A 17,687-nucleotide genomic window follows, 5' to 3' on the forward strand; every position below is an offset into this window, starting at 1 on the left:
CTGCTAACCACCCTTGTCGAGCGCGGGCCGGGGGTGACGGGTACGGTGACCCGCCACCCCCGGCGTGCCGAAAGCCTCTGCGAGGCCCCGCGAAGCTCTAGGAGATGGCCGGGGAAGGCGGGGTGCCGGTGCCGTTCCAGGAGCCGATGAAGCCGAAGGTGGTCGAGCCGCCGGCCGGGACGGTGCCGTTCCAGGGGGCGTTGGAGAAGGTGAAGGCGTTGCCCGAGGCCGACATGGTCGAGCTCCAGTTCTGGGTGATGTTCACTCCCGAGGGATAGGTGAGGGTGGTCCGCCAGGAGGTGACGGCGCTGGCGCACTTGACGGTGACTTCGCCCTGGAAGCCGCCCTGCCAGGAGTTGACGAGCCTGTAGGTGGCGGTGCAGCCGGTCCCGCCGGGTCCCGCCGGGGTGGTGAAGGTGGTGGTCTCGGAGTTCGCGGAGGTGTTGCCGGCGGCGTCGCGGGCGACGACGTGGACGGTGTAGGCAGTCTCCGGGGTCAGGCCGGTCAGGGCGACGGAGTTGGTGGCCGAGGATGCCAGCCTGGTGGTGCCCCGGTAGACGTCGTAGCCGGTGACGGCGCGGTTGTCGGTGGAGGCGGTCCAGGTCAGGGTGGCCCCGGTGGCGGTGACGGCGGAGGCGGCCGGCCTGCCGGGCGTGGACGGCGGGGTGGTGTCGTCCGGTGCGCCGCCCGCCAGGGCGTCGTGCACCGCCGTGTACGACGGCTTCTTGCCGTAGTTCTCGTCGTAGATCAGGGCCGCGCCCTCACCGGGGAAGGTGTCGGGCACCCAGGAGTGCCTGTCGGTGAAGCCCCAGATCGTGACGCCGGAGCATCGGCTCACCGCCAGGCAGGCCTTGACCACGTTGGAGTAGTAGGTGGCCTGCGTGGCGTCCTTGGTGGTGTTCCTGGGGGTCTGCATCCGGACGTCGAGCTCGGTGACCCTGACCTCCACGCCGAGATCGGCGAAGCGCTGCATGTTCTCCTGGATGTTCGGGAAGCCGTACTGGATCGCCAGGTGGCTCTGCATGCCCACGCAGTCGACCGGCACGTTCTGCGCGCGCAGCGACCTGACCAGGTTGTACATCGCGGTGCTCTTGGCGTTGACGCCCTCGACGTTGTAGTCGTTGATGCAGAGCTTGGCGTCCGGGTCGGCCGCGCGGGCGGCGCGGAAGGCGTCGGCGATGTAGCTGTCGCCCAGCCTCTGGTACCAGAACGAGTTGCGCAGGCTGCCGTTCTCCTCGAAGACCTCGTTCACCACGTCCCAGGACTTCAGGACGGGGTTGCTCGCGTAGCGCCCGGCGACCCTGGCGATGTGGTTCTGCATCGCCGAGCGCATGGCGTCGGCGCCGAGGTTCTGCACCCAGCTCGGCGTCTGGCTGTGCCAGACCAGCGTGTGCCCGTGCACCTGCTGGCCGTTCGCCTCGGCGAAGGCCATGATCTGGTCGGCCCCGCTGAAGTTGAACTGGTTCTGGCTGGGCTCGGTGGCGTCCCACTTCATCGCGTTCTCGGCGGTGATCTGGTTGAACTCCGAGGCCGCGATGGTGCGGTAGGCGCTCTCGTTGGCCAGGGGCGAGGTCGCCACGGCGGTGCCGATGAACTTGCCGCGCGCCTCGGCGTGCGCGCGCAGGGTGTCGGAGGCGTGGGCCGGTGTGGCGGGCAGGACGGCCGCAACCACGGGAAGGGCGGCGAGCGTCCCGGCCAGGATCGCTCTGCGGATGGCGGACATGGGGTTCCTCTCTGTGCCTGATCTGTTCTGTGCCTGATCTGTTCTGTGCCTGATCTGTGCCTGAAACTTCAGGAGATTGGGCGAAAGTTTCGGAGACGGGTCTGGGGGAGGGGGTACGGCGCGGCGGCCGTACCCCCTTGTGGGAAGGGTCAGGAGATGACCGGAGCCGGCGGGGTGCCGGTGCCGTTCCAGGAGCCGATGAAGCCGAAGGTGGTCGAGCCGCCGGCCGGGACGGAACCGTTCCAGGCGGCGTTGGAGAAGGTGTAGGCGTTGCCGGAGACGCTCAGGGTCGAGCTCCAGTTCTGGGTGACCCGCACCCCGGCGGGGTAGGTCAGCGTGGTCTTCCACGAGGTCACCGCGGAGGTGCACTTGACGGTGACCTCGCCCTGGAAGCCGCCCTGCCAGGAGTTGACGAGCCTGTAGGTGGCGGTGCAGCCGCTCGGCGGGGTCGAGGTGGTCGTGAACGACGTGCTCTCGGAGGCGTCGGAGACGTTCCCGGCGGCGTCGCGGGCCACGACGTGCACGGTGTAGGCGGTCTCGGGAGTGAGGCCGGTCAGGGCGAGGGAGCCGGTGGCCGAGGAGCCCAGCTTGGTGGTGCCCCGGTAGACGTCGTAGCCGCTGACGCCGCGGTCGTCGGTGGAGGCGGTCCAGGTCAGGGTGGCCCCGGTCGAGGTGATCGCCGACACGGCGGGCTTGCCGGGCCTGGTGGGCTTCTGCGTGTCGGGGGTGCCGCCCCCGCCGTAGATCTTCGCCTCGACGGCGGTCTGCGCGATGCCGTCGGGGCCGTTGAACAGGCGCTGGCCCCAGGAGGTCAGCGCGTTGACGTTGAAGTTGGTGACCTGGTCGAGATACTCGACGCCGCCGCCGTTGCCGCTCCAGGACCAGCCGAAGTAGCCCAGGCCCCGAGCCTGAGCCTGGGACATGATCGTGTCCTCGTCGGGGTCGCCGTCGGAGTGGTTGTGCCCGAACTCGCCGACGACCAGCGGGAGGCCGGCGGTCTCGAACGCCTGGAGATAGTCGGTGACCTCGGCCGCGGTGTCGAACACGCCGTACATGTGGATCGAGAAGATCGTGTTGCGGTCCGGGTCGGCGGCGAAGACGGTTTTGGCGTTGTCACGCATGGTGAAGCGCCAGTCCTGGCCCCAGTTGGGGGCGTCGACCATGAGCGCGTGGTCGAACCCGGCCTCGCGCATGCGCTTGACCGCGTTGGAGGTGACCTCGGTCCAGCCCGGGGTGACGGCGTTGTTGCCGATCGGCTCGTTGCCGATGTTGATGATGACGTAGTCCTCCTGGCCCTCCAGCGCGCTCTTCACGCTGACCCAGTAGTTCACGGCCTGGTCGAGGGTGTAGGCGCCGGCCTGCTCGCCGTACCCGGTGGTGTCGTGGTTCTCCAGCACGCAGATGAGCTTGTTCTGTTTGCACAGGGAGACGACGTTCGCCACGTCGGCGGCGTTGTTGGGGGTCCACCGGCCGCCGCTGAGCACCACGCGCACGGCGTTGGCGCCCAGGGACTTGATCCCGGCGAAGGAGCCCGTCTGGGAGGTGTACCAGGTGTGCGCGTGGGAGGTGCCGCGCAGGATGAGCGGTGTGCCGTCGGCCTCGACGATCTCCGCGCCGCTCACGTGGATGCCGGTGTCGGCGTGGGCGGGAGGCGCCGCGGCGAAGACCGAGACGAGGGCCGCGGCGAGCGCCGCGATGGTGAGTCGTGTTCGCATGACCTACCTCTGGGAGCCTCTGTGGGGAAGGTGGCCGGCCGGGCGTAGGGGTCCGGCCACGCCCGGCCGGGGTTCGGGGTCGGCCCGCGGCGCGGCCGATGTGGGCGATCGGCTCGCGCCGCGGGCGGGGGGAAGGGCCGGTGCCGGCCCGCGCCGCTGGTGATCGGTAAGGGTCAGTTCGCGGTGCAGCCGATCGGCGTGGGCACGCCGTTGGCGCCGTTCTGGCTCGCGGTGAACCCGAACGAGGCCGTCGCGTTCGGGGCGAGCGCCCCGTTCCAGGCCACGTTCTTGACGGACACCTCCGCGCCCGTCTGGGTGTGCGCGCCGTTCCACAGCTGGCTGATCGTCTGGCCGTCGGGGAAGCGCCAGGTCACGGTCCATCCCCTGATGGCCGCCGCGCTCTCGTTCTTCACGGTGACCTCGGCCTGGAAGGCGCCCTGCCAGGAGTTGGCGATCCGGTAGGCGGCGGTGCAGCCGCCCGCCGGGGCGTCGGTCGTGGTGAAGGACGTGCTCTCGGAGGCCTCCGAGGAGTTGCCGGCCGCGTCCCTGGCCACCACGTGCACGCTGTACGCCGTCGAGGGGCTCAGGCCGGTCAGGTCGTAGGAGGTCCCGGAGGCCGTCCCCACCTTCGTGGCGCCGCGGTAGACGTCGTAGCCGCTCACCCCGACGTTGTCGGTCGAGGCCGTCCAGGTGAGCCTGGCCGAGCTGCCGGTGACCGCGGACACGGCGGGCTTGCCGGGCCTGGAGGGCGCGATCTCGTCGTCCTCGGGCGGCGGCTCGTCACCGGGCGGGTTGCCCCAGATCTTCGTGCTCCCGGAGTAGACGGTGATGTTGTCCACCCGCACCGGGGTCGCGCCCGGCGTGGTGGCCACGCCCTTGTACGACCAGTCGTTGGACGGGTCCCAGGTCCCTGTGCTGGCGATGCGGAACTGCACCTCGCGCCGGTGCTGCGACTGCCCGGCGGGGGAGATCGAGGTGTTGGAGCAGTCGACCGTGACGTAGTAGGTCTTGCCCGACAGCAGGGTCGGGCCGGTCGGGGGCGAGCACTGGTTGTAGGCCGAGGAGACCGTGACCTGGCTCGCGGTGGTGTCGCCGTCGAGGGTGAAGTAGTAGCGGAAGGAGCCGTCGGTCAGGTTCCGGGCCGGCCAGGCGGACTGGTTGCGGACGATCGCCTTGATCTCGGTGAAGTTGTTCCCGGAGGCGTTCACCCCGGCCTCGATGAAGATCTCCGGCCCGTCCGGGGTCTCCCTGACGGGGAAGTTCGCCGCCGGGGTCCCGCCGTACTCCTTGTACAGCCGGGCCAGCGCGCTGGTGAAGCCGGCGTTGTAGTCGGTGGCGACCTCGTTCATCACGTAGTCGTCGCGCTTGTCGGTGTACTTGTCGTCGGGGTCGGGCGGGCCGCCGACGAGCGCGCCGTACAGGGTGTGCCGGGTCTCGGCCGGGTTGGTGATCTGGTCGGTCCAGGAGCCGTGCGCGGTGCGGTGGTGCGGGTTCTTCGGCGGGTTGGCGCCGAAGCCGATCACGTAGGAGGAGTTGCGGGGGTTGTCGCCGAGCGCGTAGTCGATCTGCCGCTTGGCGAAGTCGTGATATCTCGTCTTACGGGTGGCGTCGGCGATCGAGTCAGCGTGCACCAGCGCGGCGAAGGAGGTGTTGGCCGCGTAGCGCAGCGATCCCCACCGGTCGAGTACGGCCTGCCCGCCGGGCGAGTAGCGTATCCGCTGCCCGTTGACCCCGACCGTCCAGTAGTCCAGCCACCGGTTGGCGTCGTCGAGATAGCGCTGCTTGCCGGTCAGCTTGTGCAGCAGCACGTAGGCGCCGTAGGACTTGTCGTCCCAGGCGATCGTCCACTTGTAGGACCTGGTGGTGGACTGCGGCTCGGTGCCCAGGTTGTCGTAGTACGACTCGGCCTTGGTCAGGTAGGACGCCTCACCGGTGGCCCGGTGCAGCCAGATCGCGCCCCACACCAGCTCGTCGTTGTAGCCGCTCCAGGAGTTGTAGTAGCCCTGGGCGTCGGTGATGCACTCGCTGTACTTCTTGCGCACGGTGTCGGCGAAGGTGTACAGCTCCCGCGCGTGCTTGACCAGCGTGTCGGCGTAGGCCGGGTTCGTCGGGCGGAAGACGATCGACGAGGCCGCCATCGCCGCCGCCGTCTCGCCGGCCAGGTCCGAGCCGCCGCAGGAGGCGTCGATCTTGAACGCGGGCCGGTCCATCGCCATCGCCTCGGCCGGACCCCACCAGGCGTGGTCCCGGCCGCCGTGGCCGACCTGCCCGTAGAGCACGTTCGGTGAGGGGTGCGCCTTGATGAAGTAGTCGTTGACGAACTTGAGGTTGTTCAGCAGGTGGGTCAGCTGCCCGGAGCCGGCGTAGGCGTCGCGGTACTCCACCGCGCCCCAGGCCAGCATGGTCGTGGTGAAGGCCATCGGCAGGCCGAACTTCACGTGGTCGCCCGCGTCGTACCAGCCGCCGGTCAGGTCGAGCCCGACGTCCTTGCCGTCGTCGAGCCCCGAGTCGCCGCGCCAGGAGACGCGGTTCCAGCTCGGCAGCTTCCCCGACTGCTGGGCCTCGTAGAACCAGATGGACTTCTGCAGCGCCTCGGCGTAGTTGAAATCCGCCGCCGCGGACGCGGCGGCGGAGGCCGATACGGCGGGCACCGGGACGGCCGCCAGGGCCGCCAGGGCGAGCACCGCCAGGGATCTCTTCATCGTGGGGGATGCCTCTCGGGACGATGGTGCCCGGGGCGCGGCGGCAGGTCAGGGGTGCCGCCGCGCCCCGAGGTCTTCGGGTCTTCTCCCGACGGGGTGGCCGGTCAGGACGACCGGCCGGGACTCGTCAGGGGAAGAGCCGGCCGTACTCGGCCAGGGCCACGGCCACGTCGACCTGTGCCCAGAACCGGTGGTAGTTGAAGGTCGGCGCGGGGCCGGTGCCCTTCAGGTAGGCGTCCACCTTCGGCCAGTCCGGGTCGTTCTTGTAGAAGGAGCGGATGGACAGGAAGGTCGAGTTGCTGTCGATCACGTCGCCGTTGGGCATCTTGCCGGTCCAGCCGGCGGGGACGTAGACCGGGTCGTCGATGCGGTTGTAGTCGGCCTTGGTCTCGGGCGTCGAGACACCCTTGGCGTCCTGGTTGTTCTTCCACATGCCGTCGAGCAGGCCCTTGGCGATGTCACGCGACTTGGTGTCGCCCGACTTGGCCGCGTAGTACATCAGCACCTTGGCGTAGGAGCCGGCCACACCCACGTCGGTGGTGTAGTCGCGGATGCTGACGTGCAGGCCGGAGTTGGAGCCGGGGTTGGCCGGGTTCCAGGTGTCGGGCTGGCCGGTCCACACCAGCGTCGAGGGGATCTGGTAGGTCCCGTCGGCGTTGACCGTGGTGTTGTCGGTGGCCCACTTGACCCACTTGTCCAGCACGACCTTGGCGTCGGCGTTGCCGGTGGCGTAGTACAGCTCCGCCACGCGCTCCATCGACCAGGCCTGGAAGCCGAACCACTGGTTCGACGGCGGGTCGTGGTAGACGGGCTGCCAGTCGTAGGCCATGCCGTAGAAGGTCGGCAGGTTCGACGGCGGCGTGGCGTAGTGGCCCTGCCAGCTGTTGGTCGCACCGCCGGCGATGGCGCCCTCGGACGACTGCAGCCAGCGGTAGAACTCCAGCTGCCGCTTCAGGCTGGTGCTCCAGTCCTGTACGGCGGTCGCCCCCTTGGGCTTGAGCGCGTCCACGCTGGACAGCACCCAGGCGGCCATCGGGTTCTGGTAGCCGGAGTGGTTGTGGCTGGAGCCGATCCGCCAGGCCCAGCCCGCGGAGGTGTCGATCGCGCCGCCCCAGGCGTAGTACCAGCTCAGCAGGTAGGCGGAGCTGTCCTTGCCGGTGCCGGCCGGGCAGGAGGTGCTGGTGCAGCCCTGCTTCTTGAAGTACTTGTCGTACATCGCGTAGCGCAGGTAGTCGCCCATCTTCGCGGCCTTGGCGACCGTGGCGGAGATCTGCGACTCCTTGCCCTGCTCCTTGGCCCAGGTGTGCGCCCAGTAGGCCACCTGGACGGCGCGGGCGTCGGCGTCGGGGGCGTTGGTGTACTTCCACTGCTTGGCGTAGGAGGAGTCACCGGTGAACAGGTCCAGGAACCCGTTCTTGCCGCCGTGCTTGAAGGTGTCGCAGGACGGCTGCGGGATGGTCTCGAAGACCGACTCCTCGGGACCGCGCTGGTAGGTGTTGATGTAGGCGGGCCTGGTCGTGCCGTCGCCGCAGCGGCCGAAGCCGTAGGTGTTGTCGACGTCCAGCAGCCAGTGCATGCCGTACACGTCGCTGGTGCCGTAGGCGGTCTTCAGCTCGTTGGCGATCGGGTCCACGCCGACGCTGACGCCGCCGTCCAGCTTGGACGGGTACTGCTTGATGTCGTCCCACTCACCGGCGTAGGTCGCGGGCTTGGACGGGTTGTAGAAGGAGTTCGTCGGCTGGTCGGCCGTGGCCGGGATGATGTACTTCTCCATCGAGGCCCAGGCGTTGTTGAACTTGCTCCAGTCGCCGGTCACCTTGCCGTAGGCCGCCTCCAGCCACAGGTAGTAGCTGTAGGCCTCGGAGGTGGTCTCGTGCCCGTGGTCCGGGGCCTCGACCATGAACGTCTCGACCGAGTGGTACGGCACGCCCTCGGGGGAGAAGTAGCCGTTGGCCGGGTCCTTGAGCTTGTTGTACATCGTGGTGAAGCGCTTGATGTACTCGTTGTCGCCGCCGGGAGTGTCGTTGTCGACCTCGGTGGCGGTGGCCTTGGCGGCGGTGTGCCCGGTGGCGGCGGCGGTGAACTCGGCGCTGCCGGAGGTCGTGTCGGTGTCCTCGGCGGCCTTGATCTTCACCGTCTGGGCGGTGTTCCAGTTGGCCGGGGTGAAGGTCAGCGAGGCGCCGGTGTCCACCGACAGGTCGGCGTCGCCGCTGCTCCGCTCGGTGGTCACGGTGACGTTCGCCGCCGGGGCCTTGGAGAGCTTGACCGACAGGTTCGCGTCGCCGCCCTCGGGGACGGCGAGCGTGGCCGGGGTGACGACCACGGCGGGCGCGGCGTCGGTCTTCACGCTGATCCCGACGGGCTCGGAGGTCTTGGCCAGACCCTTGTCGTCGGTGGCCTTGGCGGTGAGCGAGTAGTCGCCGGCTGCCACGCCGGTCCAGTTGTAGGAGTACGGCGCGCTGGTGTCGGTTCCCAGCAGCGTGCTGCCGTTGAAGAACTCGACCTTGGACACCGTGCCGTCGCTGTCGGAGGCGTCGGCGGTGATCTCCACCGTGGCGGGGGCGGTGAAGGTCGCTCCGGCGACCGGCTTGGTGATCTTCACGCTCGGGGCCTGGTTGCCCGGGTCACCGCCGCAGGTGACGCCGTTGATCGTGAAGGCGGTGGGCTTGGGGTTGCTCCCCGACCAACTGCCGTTGAAGCCGATGTTGGTCGAGGCGCCGGTGGCGAGCCTGCCGTTCCAGTCCATGCTCTTGGCGGTGACGGAGGTGCCGGTCTGCGACCAGGTCGCACTCCAGCCCTGGACCAGCTTCTGCGTGGTGGTCGGGAAGTCGAACCCGAGCGTCCAGCCGTTCAGCGGATCGCCCAGGTTCTTGATCGTGATGTTGGCGGTGAAGCCGCCCTGCCAGTCGTTGGTCGAGTAGACGACGTCGCACGCGACGGCCGCGTGGGCGGGGGCGGCGGTCAGCGCACCGGTCATCCCGACCGCCAGACTGAGCAGAGCCAGCGTCGCGACCCGTCTCCGACCCCGTTTACCGGGGTGTGGGAGCGCTCCCGCTCTATGGGGGGATGTAGGCATCGAAGAGGTTCCTCCAGGGGTGGGTCCGCCGTGATTCCGCTGGTGACGGCCTCGCGCCGGATCGAGCAAGGGGGAAAGTGTGTGGGAGCGCTCCCAAAGAGGATTCTGGAGGGAGCCGCGGGGATGTCAATGGCATGAGGGCCCGGTTACGCCGAGGTTTCCCTCCGATGCCGGTCAGGCCACTGTGATGTGTCCGGCCCGGTTTCCGGAACGTGAAACTTTCAGCCAAGTGCTTGGTTTGGTGCTCCGGGCATGATCATCTATGGCGCCTCCGTCCGGAGGCGCCCCTCTCGGTTTCCCCTCGGTTCTCCCGGCTCCCCGGCGGCTTTCCGGCTCTCCCGCCGGTCTGTCGGCCTGCGCCCTCGCCGTCCACCCGGCCGGGTCTCGCCGCCCGTGGGCCGGGCCCGCGCCGTCAGCGCAGGGGCGGGTCGGCGAGCCTGGCGCGTTCGAGGGCCATCTCCGCCCACCACTGCCCGCCGCCCGGCGGTACCGTGCCGTAGACCGGGTCCTGCGGGCCGTCGGTGCCGCGCGTGCACGGCCCGTTCGACTGGCCGGGGACGGAGATCCACAGATAGGCGTCCACGAGCTCGTCGCCGGTGGCCGTCGTCGGACGGGGGCCGACGCCGCGGCCGGGAGGGTTGCACCAGGTCTGCGGCTTGACGTACTCCTTGTCCGGCACCCACTCGCCCCGCCCGTTGCGGCTGGTGTCGATCACGAAGTGCGGCAGCACGGCCGGGTCGTCCGGGGCCGCCGCGACCTCCGCGTCCACGCAGTCCCGCGTGCCCGCCGTCACCTGGACGTGCACGCACCTGGCCAGGCGGGAGCCGTACTCCACGAGGTCCGCGGTGGGCTGGTAGCCGCTCGCGTTGAGGAAGAACCCGTCGGCCCCGGTGATCCCCGCCCTGATCAGCCGGTGGCCCATGTCCTCCAGGCTGGGCCACTTCTCGAAGTTGCCGTCGAGGTAGACGGCGGTGCGGGGCAGCCTCCCGAGCCGCTCGACGGCGTGGGAGAGGTTGGCGAAGCGGCTCTTCCCGGTCGCGGCGTCCCCGCGCTCGCACTCGGCTGTGCCGGGAATCTTCACCAGGCTGTTCGGCTCCAGGATCACCACGGCCCGTGCGTCGCCGATCTCCTCGGCGACCCCGTCGATCCAGGACCGGTAGGCGGCGTCGCCCGCGGCCCCGCCCACGGGCCCGACCGGGCGGCAGTCCTTGAACGGCAGGTGGTAGGTGACGAAGACCGGCACCGAGCCGGTCTTCCCGGCCGCCGCCAGGGTCGCGGCGACGGTACGGCGGGCCTTCTCGCCGGAGGGCCCCTTCAGCCAGACGGCCTGGGGGACCTCCGCGAGCGCCTCCAGCAGCTCGGCGTCCCGGGCGCGCCCCGCGGCGGCCCAGACCTTCGCCTGCCGGGCGGCGTCGCTCTGCGGGGGCGTGAAGAGCCGCAGGCCGTCCTCGTCCAGCGGGTTGGGGCCGGAGGCGCTCATGGCCCGGACCGGGGTCTCCGAGGTCGCCGTGGCCGCCGGGGACGGCGAGGTCGTGGCGGGCCCGTCCGTGCGGCCGGCGGCGGCCGTACCGGGTCCTGAGGAGGTCGCGGCGCCCGGACCGGAGGACGCGGAACGGGCGGACCCGCCCAGGATGCCGGGCTGCAGGGCAACGACCGCCGCGGTCACGACGGCGGCCGCGGCGACCGCCGCGCCCGCCCACACCCGCCCGCGGGACGACCGCCCGGCGCCGCCCTCACGCGTCGGCTCCCCGCCGCCTCCGGGTCCGCCGCCGGACATCGGCTCCCCGGCCTCCGGCGGGGACGCGGGCAGGGGCGGGACCGTGCCCGGCGGGGACGGGTCCACGGGGAGGGCGTCCGGCCGGGTTCCCGGTGAGGACGGGGGCGTTTCCGAGGAGGACGCGGGCGGAGACGGGACCGTGCCCGCAGGGGCCGCGCTGAGGGCGTCCAGCAGTTCCTGCGGGGTGGGGCGGTCGGCGGGGTTCTTGGCGAGGGCGGCGGTGACCAGGGGCAGCAGGGGGCCCCGGAGCCCGCGGAGCCCGGACAGGTCGGGCTCGCCGTGCAGCACCCGGTACAGGATCGCGGGGACGGAGTCGCCGTCGAAGGGCCCGCGCCCGCAGGCGGCGAAGGTCACCACGCCGCCCCAGGCGAAGACGTCCGAGGCCGGGGTGACGGGACCGCCGCTCACCTGCTCCGGCGACATGTAGGCGGGGGTGCCCACCACCGCGCTGCTGGCCTGGCCGTGCCCCTCGACCAGGCGGGCCACGCCGAAGTCGATCACCTTGGGGCCGACCGGGGACAGCAGCACGTTGGACGGCTTGAGGTCACGGTGGACGACCCGGGCGCCGTGGATGGCCCGCAGGGCGACCGCGACGCTGGCCGCCAGCCCGTCGAGGCTGGAGCCGGTCAGCGGGCCGTCGCCCGCCACGGCCTCCTGCAGGCTGGGGCCCGGCACGAACTCCGTCACCAGATAGGCCAGGTCCCCGTCCACGTCGGCGGCCAGCACCGGGGCGGTGCAGAACCGGGCGACCCGCTGCGCGGCGGCGACCTCCTGACGGAAGCGGCGGCGGAAGCCCGGATCGCCCGCGAGGTGCCAGTTGATCACCTTGACCGCGACCCGGGCGCCCGCCTCGTCGGTGGCGAGGTAGACCACGCCCATCCCGCCCTGGCCGAGCCGGCCGGTGAGGGCGTAGGGTCCCACCCGGCGCGGATCGCTGTCCCGTAGAGCCTCCATCGTCCCCCCGTCGAGCCCCCGCCGCAGGATCGCGAGCACAGCCGGATGATCTTAAAGGCCTGATCCTACTTTCTGGGGACTCCTGCGTCTTTTATGGGATCTGCGCGGTTTGTCGCCAGAAATCCTGACCAACAGTGAAGGGGATCGCGTCCACCGGCGGTAAGCGCGCCGACGAGCGGCAAGTATCCTCGTATTGTCGGGACACCGGGGCTGTGTCCTCTTGATCGTCCCTGTACGTTGACCTTAACTGGCCATCGCGCCTGTCGCACCATCACAGCCGTTCTTCGGCCTGGCTCATAGGCAGGCGAACCATGACGAAGTTGTCCATCCAGGTCACGCACTACCGCGCGTGCGTGGTCGTTTCCGTGGCCGGTGACCTGGACAAGGTCTCGACCCCCGAGCTGGACCGGACGTTCACGGACCTGCTGGCGGAGGGGCACGTCCACATCATCGTCGACGTGTCCGAGCTGGAGTTCTGCGACTCCACCGGGGTGTGGATGCTGCTGTCCGGACTGCGCCGGACCTTCGAGGCGGGCGGGTGGCTCCGGCTGGCCGGGGTCAGGGGGTTCCTCGAACGCCTCCTGGAGCTCACCCGGCTCGGCGACGCCTTCCCCACGGACCCGAGCGTGGCCGAGTCCCTGCGCCACGCCCCCACGCGCCGTACCGGCCCGGCTCCGCCGCCCACGGTCGCCTGAGCGGCCCGCGGAGGAAGGCGGGCCCGGTGTCCGCCGGGCCCGCCCCGGTTCATCTGGCCATCGCCAGCGCCACGACCACGAGCTGGTCGTTCAGCGCCTCACGGAACGCGTCGGTGATCGCCCCCTCGCGGTGACGATCGGCGATCTTCCCGCGGACCTGTGAGAGGTCCCGGCCGCAGCAGACGCTGTTGGACAGCACCTGCCGCAGGTCCAGCGCCACGTCCGGACGGATCGCGCCGGTGTTCTCGCCCCGGGCGAGCAGGGCGTTGAAGCGCCGCACGCTCGGGCCGAGCGCGAGCGCGGGCGAGGACGGGTGGGTGGCCTCCACCATGAGCATCGGGGTGGCCGTCTTCTTGGCGGGACTGTCCGCGACCTCGTCAGCGGGCTCGTCGTCCGGCTCGCCGACGGACGCGGTGGGGCCGACGGGATCAGTGGGGCCGACGGGATCGGCGGGATCGGCGGGATCGGCGTCGGTCCGCGGCCCCGGCGAGCGGGCGCCGGAGGGTGAGGGCTCCGCCGTCACGAGCGTCGAGACCGAGGGTTCCACAGTCACGGGGACGGGGACCGAGGGCGTCCCGATGGCGAGGCCGGTGCCGGGACGCGGGTCGAAGACGCCGGTGAGCTGGGCCCACGTGAGCGCCCCCGCGGTCAGCACCGCGACCGCCGCGACCGTCACGGCCGCCGCCCTGCGCGGCGGCGACGACCGGCCCGCGGTCGGCGCCGCCGTCAGGATGGCGGCCACCTGCCGGGCGTCCGGCCGCAGCCGCGGCTCGTGCGACAGGCAGCGCCGGCACAGCGCGGCGACCTCGGGCGGCAGCCCCGGGACGTGCGGCTCGGGCGGAGGCCGGTCGCGCCGGGCCTGCTCTATCTCCTCCCAGGTCCGCTCCGGGTACGGCGTGCCGCCGGTGAGCATCTCGAACAGCAGCACGCCCAGCGCGTAGACGTCGCCGGCCGGGTCGGCGGCCGTGCCGGTCAGGCGCTCGGGCGCCACGTAGGGCGGCGTGCCGTACTCGGAGGCGCGGTCGTCGCCCTCCTCGCCGATGAAGGCCGCGATGCCGAAGTCGAGCAGCTTGGCGCCGTCGGCGGTCAGCATCACGTTCTCGGCGGTGACGTCGCGGTGGACGATGCCCCGCTCGTGGGCGGCGGCCAGGACGGTGGCCAGCTTCCCGGCCACCGTCACCGCCTCCGCCCACGGCAGCGGGCCCTCGGCGAGCCGGTCGGACAGCGGGCGTCCCTCCAGCAGGCGCATCACCACGTACGCGGCCAGGCGGCCCTGGGCGGTGACCGTCTCCCCGTAGTCGTAGACCTCGATCGCGTCGGGGTGGATGAGGCGCGCGGTGGCGCGGGCCTCGCGCCGGATGAGCTCCCGGTCCGCGCCGAAGTCGCCGTCCAGGATCTTCACCGCGACCATGCGCTGCAGGGACTGGTCGAAGGTGCGCCAGATGACGCTCATGCCGCCCCTGCCGATGGGCTCCATCAGCAGATACCTGCGCGCGAGCACGTCGCCCGCGCGCAGGCCGCCGGACTCAGGCCGACTCACGGACCACCAGCTCCGTCGGCAGCGTCGGGTTGTCGCGGACGGGGTCGGAGGAGCCCATCGACCGCAGCAGCAGCCGGGTGGCGGTCGCGGCGAACTCCTCCACGGGCTGGCGGACGGTGGTCAGGGTGGGGGAGGTGCGCCGGGCGATGGGGGCGTCGTCGAAGCCGATCACGGCCACGTCGTCGGGCACCCGGCGCCCGGCCCGGCGCAGGGTCTGCACGGCCGCCGCAGCCATCACGTCGGAGGCGGCGAAGATCGCGTCGAGGTGCGGCATCCTGCGCAGCAGCCACTGGGCGGCGTGCACCCCCGACGAGTGGGTGAAGTCGCCGTAGGCCACGGGGATGGCGGGCATCCCGGCCAGGGAGAGCGTCCGGGTGAAGCCGTCGAGCCGGTCCCGCGCCGCGGGCAGTCCCGGCGGCCCGGCGATGGCCGCGATGGCCCGCCGGCCGCCCAGGAGCAGGTGCTCGGCGGCCTGCCGGCCCCCGTCGTGGTTGTCCATGTCCACGTAGGGCATGTCGACGCCGTCGGGCAGGCGGCCGGCGCTGCGCACCGGGATGCCCGAGGCCGCCAGCGTCACCACGAGCGGGTGCCGCTCCCGCGCGCCGATCAGCAGGATGCCGTCGACGCCCCCGGCGACCAGCTGCGGGGTGGCGATGGTGGAGGTGGCGGAGCTGGCCGTCATCACCGTGAGCGGGATGCCGTGGGCGGTGAGGACCTCCTCCGCTGTAGTGATCATCCTGGCGTAGAAGGGCTCGGTGAAAAGCCGCTGCGACGGCTCGCAGACGACCACTGCGACGGTCAGGTCGCAGCGGCGTCCCGTTCCGCCCCGGGGAGCGCGGTGCCGTACGTAACCGAGCCTGGAGATCGCGTCGTGAACCTGCCTGCGGGTCGAGGTGCTGACTCTGACAGAACCGGTAAGGACCCTGGACGCCGTCGCGGGGGACACACCCGCTTCAGCAGCGACCTGGGCGAGGGTGGGCACGTCGGGCATAACTTCCTCCACACCTAAATGCCGTGCAGGTGGGAGCGCTCCCAGAGAACGTAGCATTGTTTCGGAGAGGTCAACAGATGTTTCCGAAAAATCACTGGATGTCTGTCAGATTGACTTGACCCTCCAGTCAGGGGCGAGGACTGCCATGATGATCGCATCATGCCATTCGCCGTCCCATAACAACGCATCTCGCCGCACTCCCTCCTGGACGAAGCCGACCTTACGGTAGACATGGGCTGCCCGCTCGTTGAACGCGTAGACCTCCAGCTCGATGCGGTGCAGGTCCGTGGTGGCGAAGGCGTGGTCGAGCACGAGCCGGATCGCCTCCGTGCCGTACCCCTTGCCGAACACCCGCGGGCCGGACAGCGCGATCCGCAGGTTGCACGAGAGGTTGCCGGTGTCCAGCTCGTTGAGCACGACCTCGCCGACGTAGGCGTCGTCATCGGCGGTGCAGATCGCCAGGTCCAGCCGGTCGTCGTGTTCGCCGCGGGAGCCGTACCAGGCCGCGGTGGACCGGTAGTCGACCTTCCCGTGGGAGCCGGTCAGCCGCGCGGTCTCCGGGTCGTTGACGAGCTCCCAGAGGCCGTCGACGTGCTCGGGGCCGACGGGCCGGAGCGTCACGCGCTCCCCGTGAAGAGTGGGCTTGTTCGCGAACATCACCCCGCGTGTCTAGCGGCTCGCGGCCGATGCGGGCAACTTGTTTCGGACCTGTTGACAACCGGGATTCGGCGCGTCCGGTCGGCCCCCGAACCGGCGCCCCGGGTCCGGACCTCCGTTCGGGGCGGGCCGACCCGGCCGTGAGCTGGGACGTCGGTTTGACCTTGACGTAACGTCAACGTTTCTAATGAAGACATGCGGATCGGCGAACTCGCGGCGCTGGTCGGGGTCTCCACCCGTACCGTGCGCCACTATCACCACCTGGGCCTTCTTCCCGAGCCCGTACGGCTGGCCAACGGATACCGGGAGTACCGGCTGCGCGACGCGGTCGCCCTGGCACGGGTGCGCCGGCTGGCCGAGGTGGGCCTGTCCCTGGACGAGATCCGCGACGTGCTGGCCGACGACCGCGGCAGGGAACTGCGCGAGGTGCTCGTCGAGCTGGACGCCGACCTGGCCCGGCAGCAGGAGGCGATCGGCGTCAGACGGGCCCGCCTGGCCGTGCTGCTGGCGGAGACGGAGTTGCATCCCGACTCGACGGTGTCCCCGGACATGGCGGCGGTGCTGCGCGACCTGTCCCCGGCGGACTCCGCCTTCGCCCGGCTCGACCGCGAGATGCTGATGCTGGCGGACACCGCGGCCGACCCCGCCGGCCGCGCCGAGCTGATCGACCTGATGCGCCCGCTCACCGAGCCCGAGGCCCTGGCCCGGGGCCACGCCCTCTACGAGCGGCTCGACGCGCTCGCCGACGCCGGCCCCGACGACCCCCGGATCCCCGCCGTCGCCGCCGACCTGGTCGCCCACCTGCCCGCCGAGATGGCGGCGGCGATGGTCGCGAACCTGCCGGGCGCCGAGGACCCGGCCGCGCCGGGATCGCGCGGCGACGGCGAGGGCGGGGCGTGGCTGGAGGCGTTGTCCGCCGAACTGTCCCCCGCCCAGGCCGAGGTCTTCCGGCTGGTCGTCGTCACACTGAAGGAGAGAACGTGATACTCAAGATCGCCCGTGCGGCGGCGTTCACCGTGCTCCCCGTCGAGCTGCTGCTGGTGATCCTGCTGGTGTCGGGGGTGTCCCTGCCCACACCGGTGATCGCGGTGGCCGAGGCGGCCGTCGCGGCGGTGCTCCTGCTGGAGGCGGTGGCCGCCCGCCGGCTGTACCGGGCCGAGCGCCGTGCGGGCGCCGGCCGCGGGGAGGCCGCGCGGGCCACCGTGCGGCGGCTGGTGCCGGAGCAGGTGCGCAGGCTCATGGCGTTCGACGCCAAGGGAATGGTCAGCCTCGTGCTGTGGGCCGCCCGCCGACGCGACGGCGTGCCGCCCGGGTCGGTCGCCGTGTCGTACTCGCGGGAGCAGGCCACGATGATGACGTTCATCCTGTTCCTGATGGTCGTGGAGACGGTGGCCCTGGAAGTGCTCCTGCGGGCATGGGGGGTGCCCGATGGCCTGCGCATGGTGGTGCTCGTGGTGGACGTCTACTCGATCTTCATCGGCCTGGCGGTCGGCGCGGCCTGCGTCACCCGGCCCCACGTGGTCTCCGCGCGGGAGCTGCGCGTGCGCTACGGAGCCTTCTTCGACCTGCGCATCCCCCGGGAGCTGATCTCCTCGGTACGGCAGTCGCGCAACTACAACGAGTCCGGCATGGTCGCCGTGAAGGACGGCCGGCTGTCGGTGGCGGTCTCCTCGCAGACGAACGTGGTGGTCGAGCTGGAGGAGCCGATCACGATCGTGCGTCCCCTCGGCGGCCGGGCCGAGGTCACGGTGGTCCGCTTCTTCGCCGACACGCCGGGCGCGGCCCTGGCCGCCCTGCGGCCGGCGCAGCACCACGACGCCTGACCGCGCTCCGGGGAGGTGGCAGGCCCCCGCTCAC

General features: G+C 71.2%; 11 protein-coding genes. 3 read left to right on the top strand and 8 right to left on the bottom strand.

Annotated elements, in window-relative coordinates; all coding sequences use genetic code 11:
• Positions 1–97 precede the first annotated feature (97 nt).
• The 5 genes from Psi01_RS09230 to Psi01_RS09250 all read right to left on the bottom strand — a co-directional run bounded on the left by Psi01_RS09230 (position 98) and on the right by Psi01_RS09250 (position 11,986).
• Positions 98–1,723 carry an endo-1,4-beta-xylanase gene (locus Psi01_RS09230; protein ID WP_204063532.1) on the bottom strand — a complete coding sequence of 542 codons (1,626 nt, stop codon included), beginning with the start codon at positions 1,721–1,723 and terminating at the stop codon, positions 98–100.
• 149 nt (positions 1,724–1,872) lie between these two features.
• Positions 1,873–3,438, bottom strand: coding sequence for a cellulase family glycosylhydrolase (locus Psi01_RS09235; RefSeq protein ID WP_204063533.1), 1,566 nt, complete (start codon positions 3,436–3,438; stop codon positions 1,873–1,875).
• Positions 3,439–3,611: 173 nt separating this feature from the next.
• Positions 3,612–6,140, bottom strand: coding sequence for a glycoside hydrolase family 9 protein (locus Psi01_RS09240; protein WP_204063534.1), 2,529 nt, complete (start codon positions 6,138–6,140; stop codon positions 3,612–3,614).
• Positions 6,141–6,267: 127 nt separating this feature from the next.
• Complete coding sequence (locus tag Psi01_RS09245; RefSeq protein ID WP_239127361.1) at positions 6,268–9,117, bottom strand: glycoside hydrolase family 48 protein; 2,850 nt, start codon at positions 9,115–9,117, stop codon at positions 6,268–6,270.
• Positions 9,118–9,628: 511 nt separating this feature from the next.
• The gene (locus Psi01_RS09250) at positions 9,629–11,986 is read right to left on the bottom strand and encodes a glycoside hydrolase family 6 protein (protein WP_204063536.1); all 2,358 of its coding nucleotides are present in this window, start codon (positions 11,984–11,986) and stop codon (positions 9,629–9,631) included.
• 272 nt (positions 11,987–12,258) lie between these two features.
• On the opposite strand from Psi01_RS09250, the gene Psi01_RS09255 reads away from it, so the two are divergent.
• Positions 12,259–12,642 carry an STAS domain-containing protein gene (locus Psi01_RS09255; protein ID WP_204063537.1) on the top strand — a complete coding sequence of 128 codons (384 nt, stop codon included), beginning with the start codon at positions 12,259–12,261 and terminating at the stop codon, positions 12,640–12,642.
• A gap of 49 nt (positions 12,643–12,691) precedes the next feature.
• Here the strand turns inward: Psi01_RS09255 and Psi01_RS09260 are convergent, their stop codons facing one another.
• The 3 genes from Psi01_RS09260 to Psi01_RS09270 form a co-directional block, all read right to left on the bottom strand.
• Positions 12,692–14,182 (bottom strand): serine/threonine-protein kinase, encoded by a 1,491-nt coding sequence (locus tag Psi01_RS09260; protein ID WP_204063538.1) that lies wholly within the window; start codon positions 14,180–14,182, stop codon positions 12,692–12,694.
• Positions 14,169–15,173, bottom strand: coding sequence for a LacI family DNA-binding transcriptional regulator (locus Psi01_RS09265; protein WP_204063539.1), 1,005 nt, complete (start codon positions 15,171–15,173; stop codon positions 14,169–14,171). The genes Psi01_RS09260 and Psi01_RS09265 overlap by 14 nt, the downstream gene beginning before the upstream one ends.
• A 105-nt stretch (positions 15,174–15,278) precedes the next feature.
• Entirely contained in the window at positions 15,279–15,830 is a 552-nt protein-coding gene (locus tag Psi01_RS09270) for a GNAT family N-acetyltransferase (protein ID WP_204063540.1), read from the bottom strand.
• Positions 15,831–16,025: 195 nt separating this feature from the next.
• Here Psi01_RS09270 and Psi01_RS09275 point away from each other — a divergent pair, with 195 nt between their 5' ends.
• A complete protein-coding gene (locus tag Psi01_RS09275) occupies positions 16,026–16,814 on the top strand; it encodes a MerR family transcriptional regulator (protein WP_204063541.1) in 789 nt (262 codons plus the stop codon).
• On the top strand, positions 16,811–17,653 hold the full coding sequence (locus tag Psi01_RS09280) for a hypothetical protein (RefSeq protein ID WP_239127362.1): 843 nt from the start codon (positions 16,811–16,813) through the stop codon (positions 17,651–17,653). Before Psi01_RS09275 ends, Psi01_RS09280 begins: the two co-directional genes overlap by 4 nt.
• Positions 17,654–17,687 lie beyond the last annotated feature (34 nt).

The organism is Paraplanobispora siamensis, from assembly GCF_016863175.1.
In the GTDB taxonomy this organism is placed as follows: Bacteria; Actinomycetota; Actinomycetes; order Streptosporangiales; family Streptosporangiaceae; genus Planobispora; species Planobispora siamensis.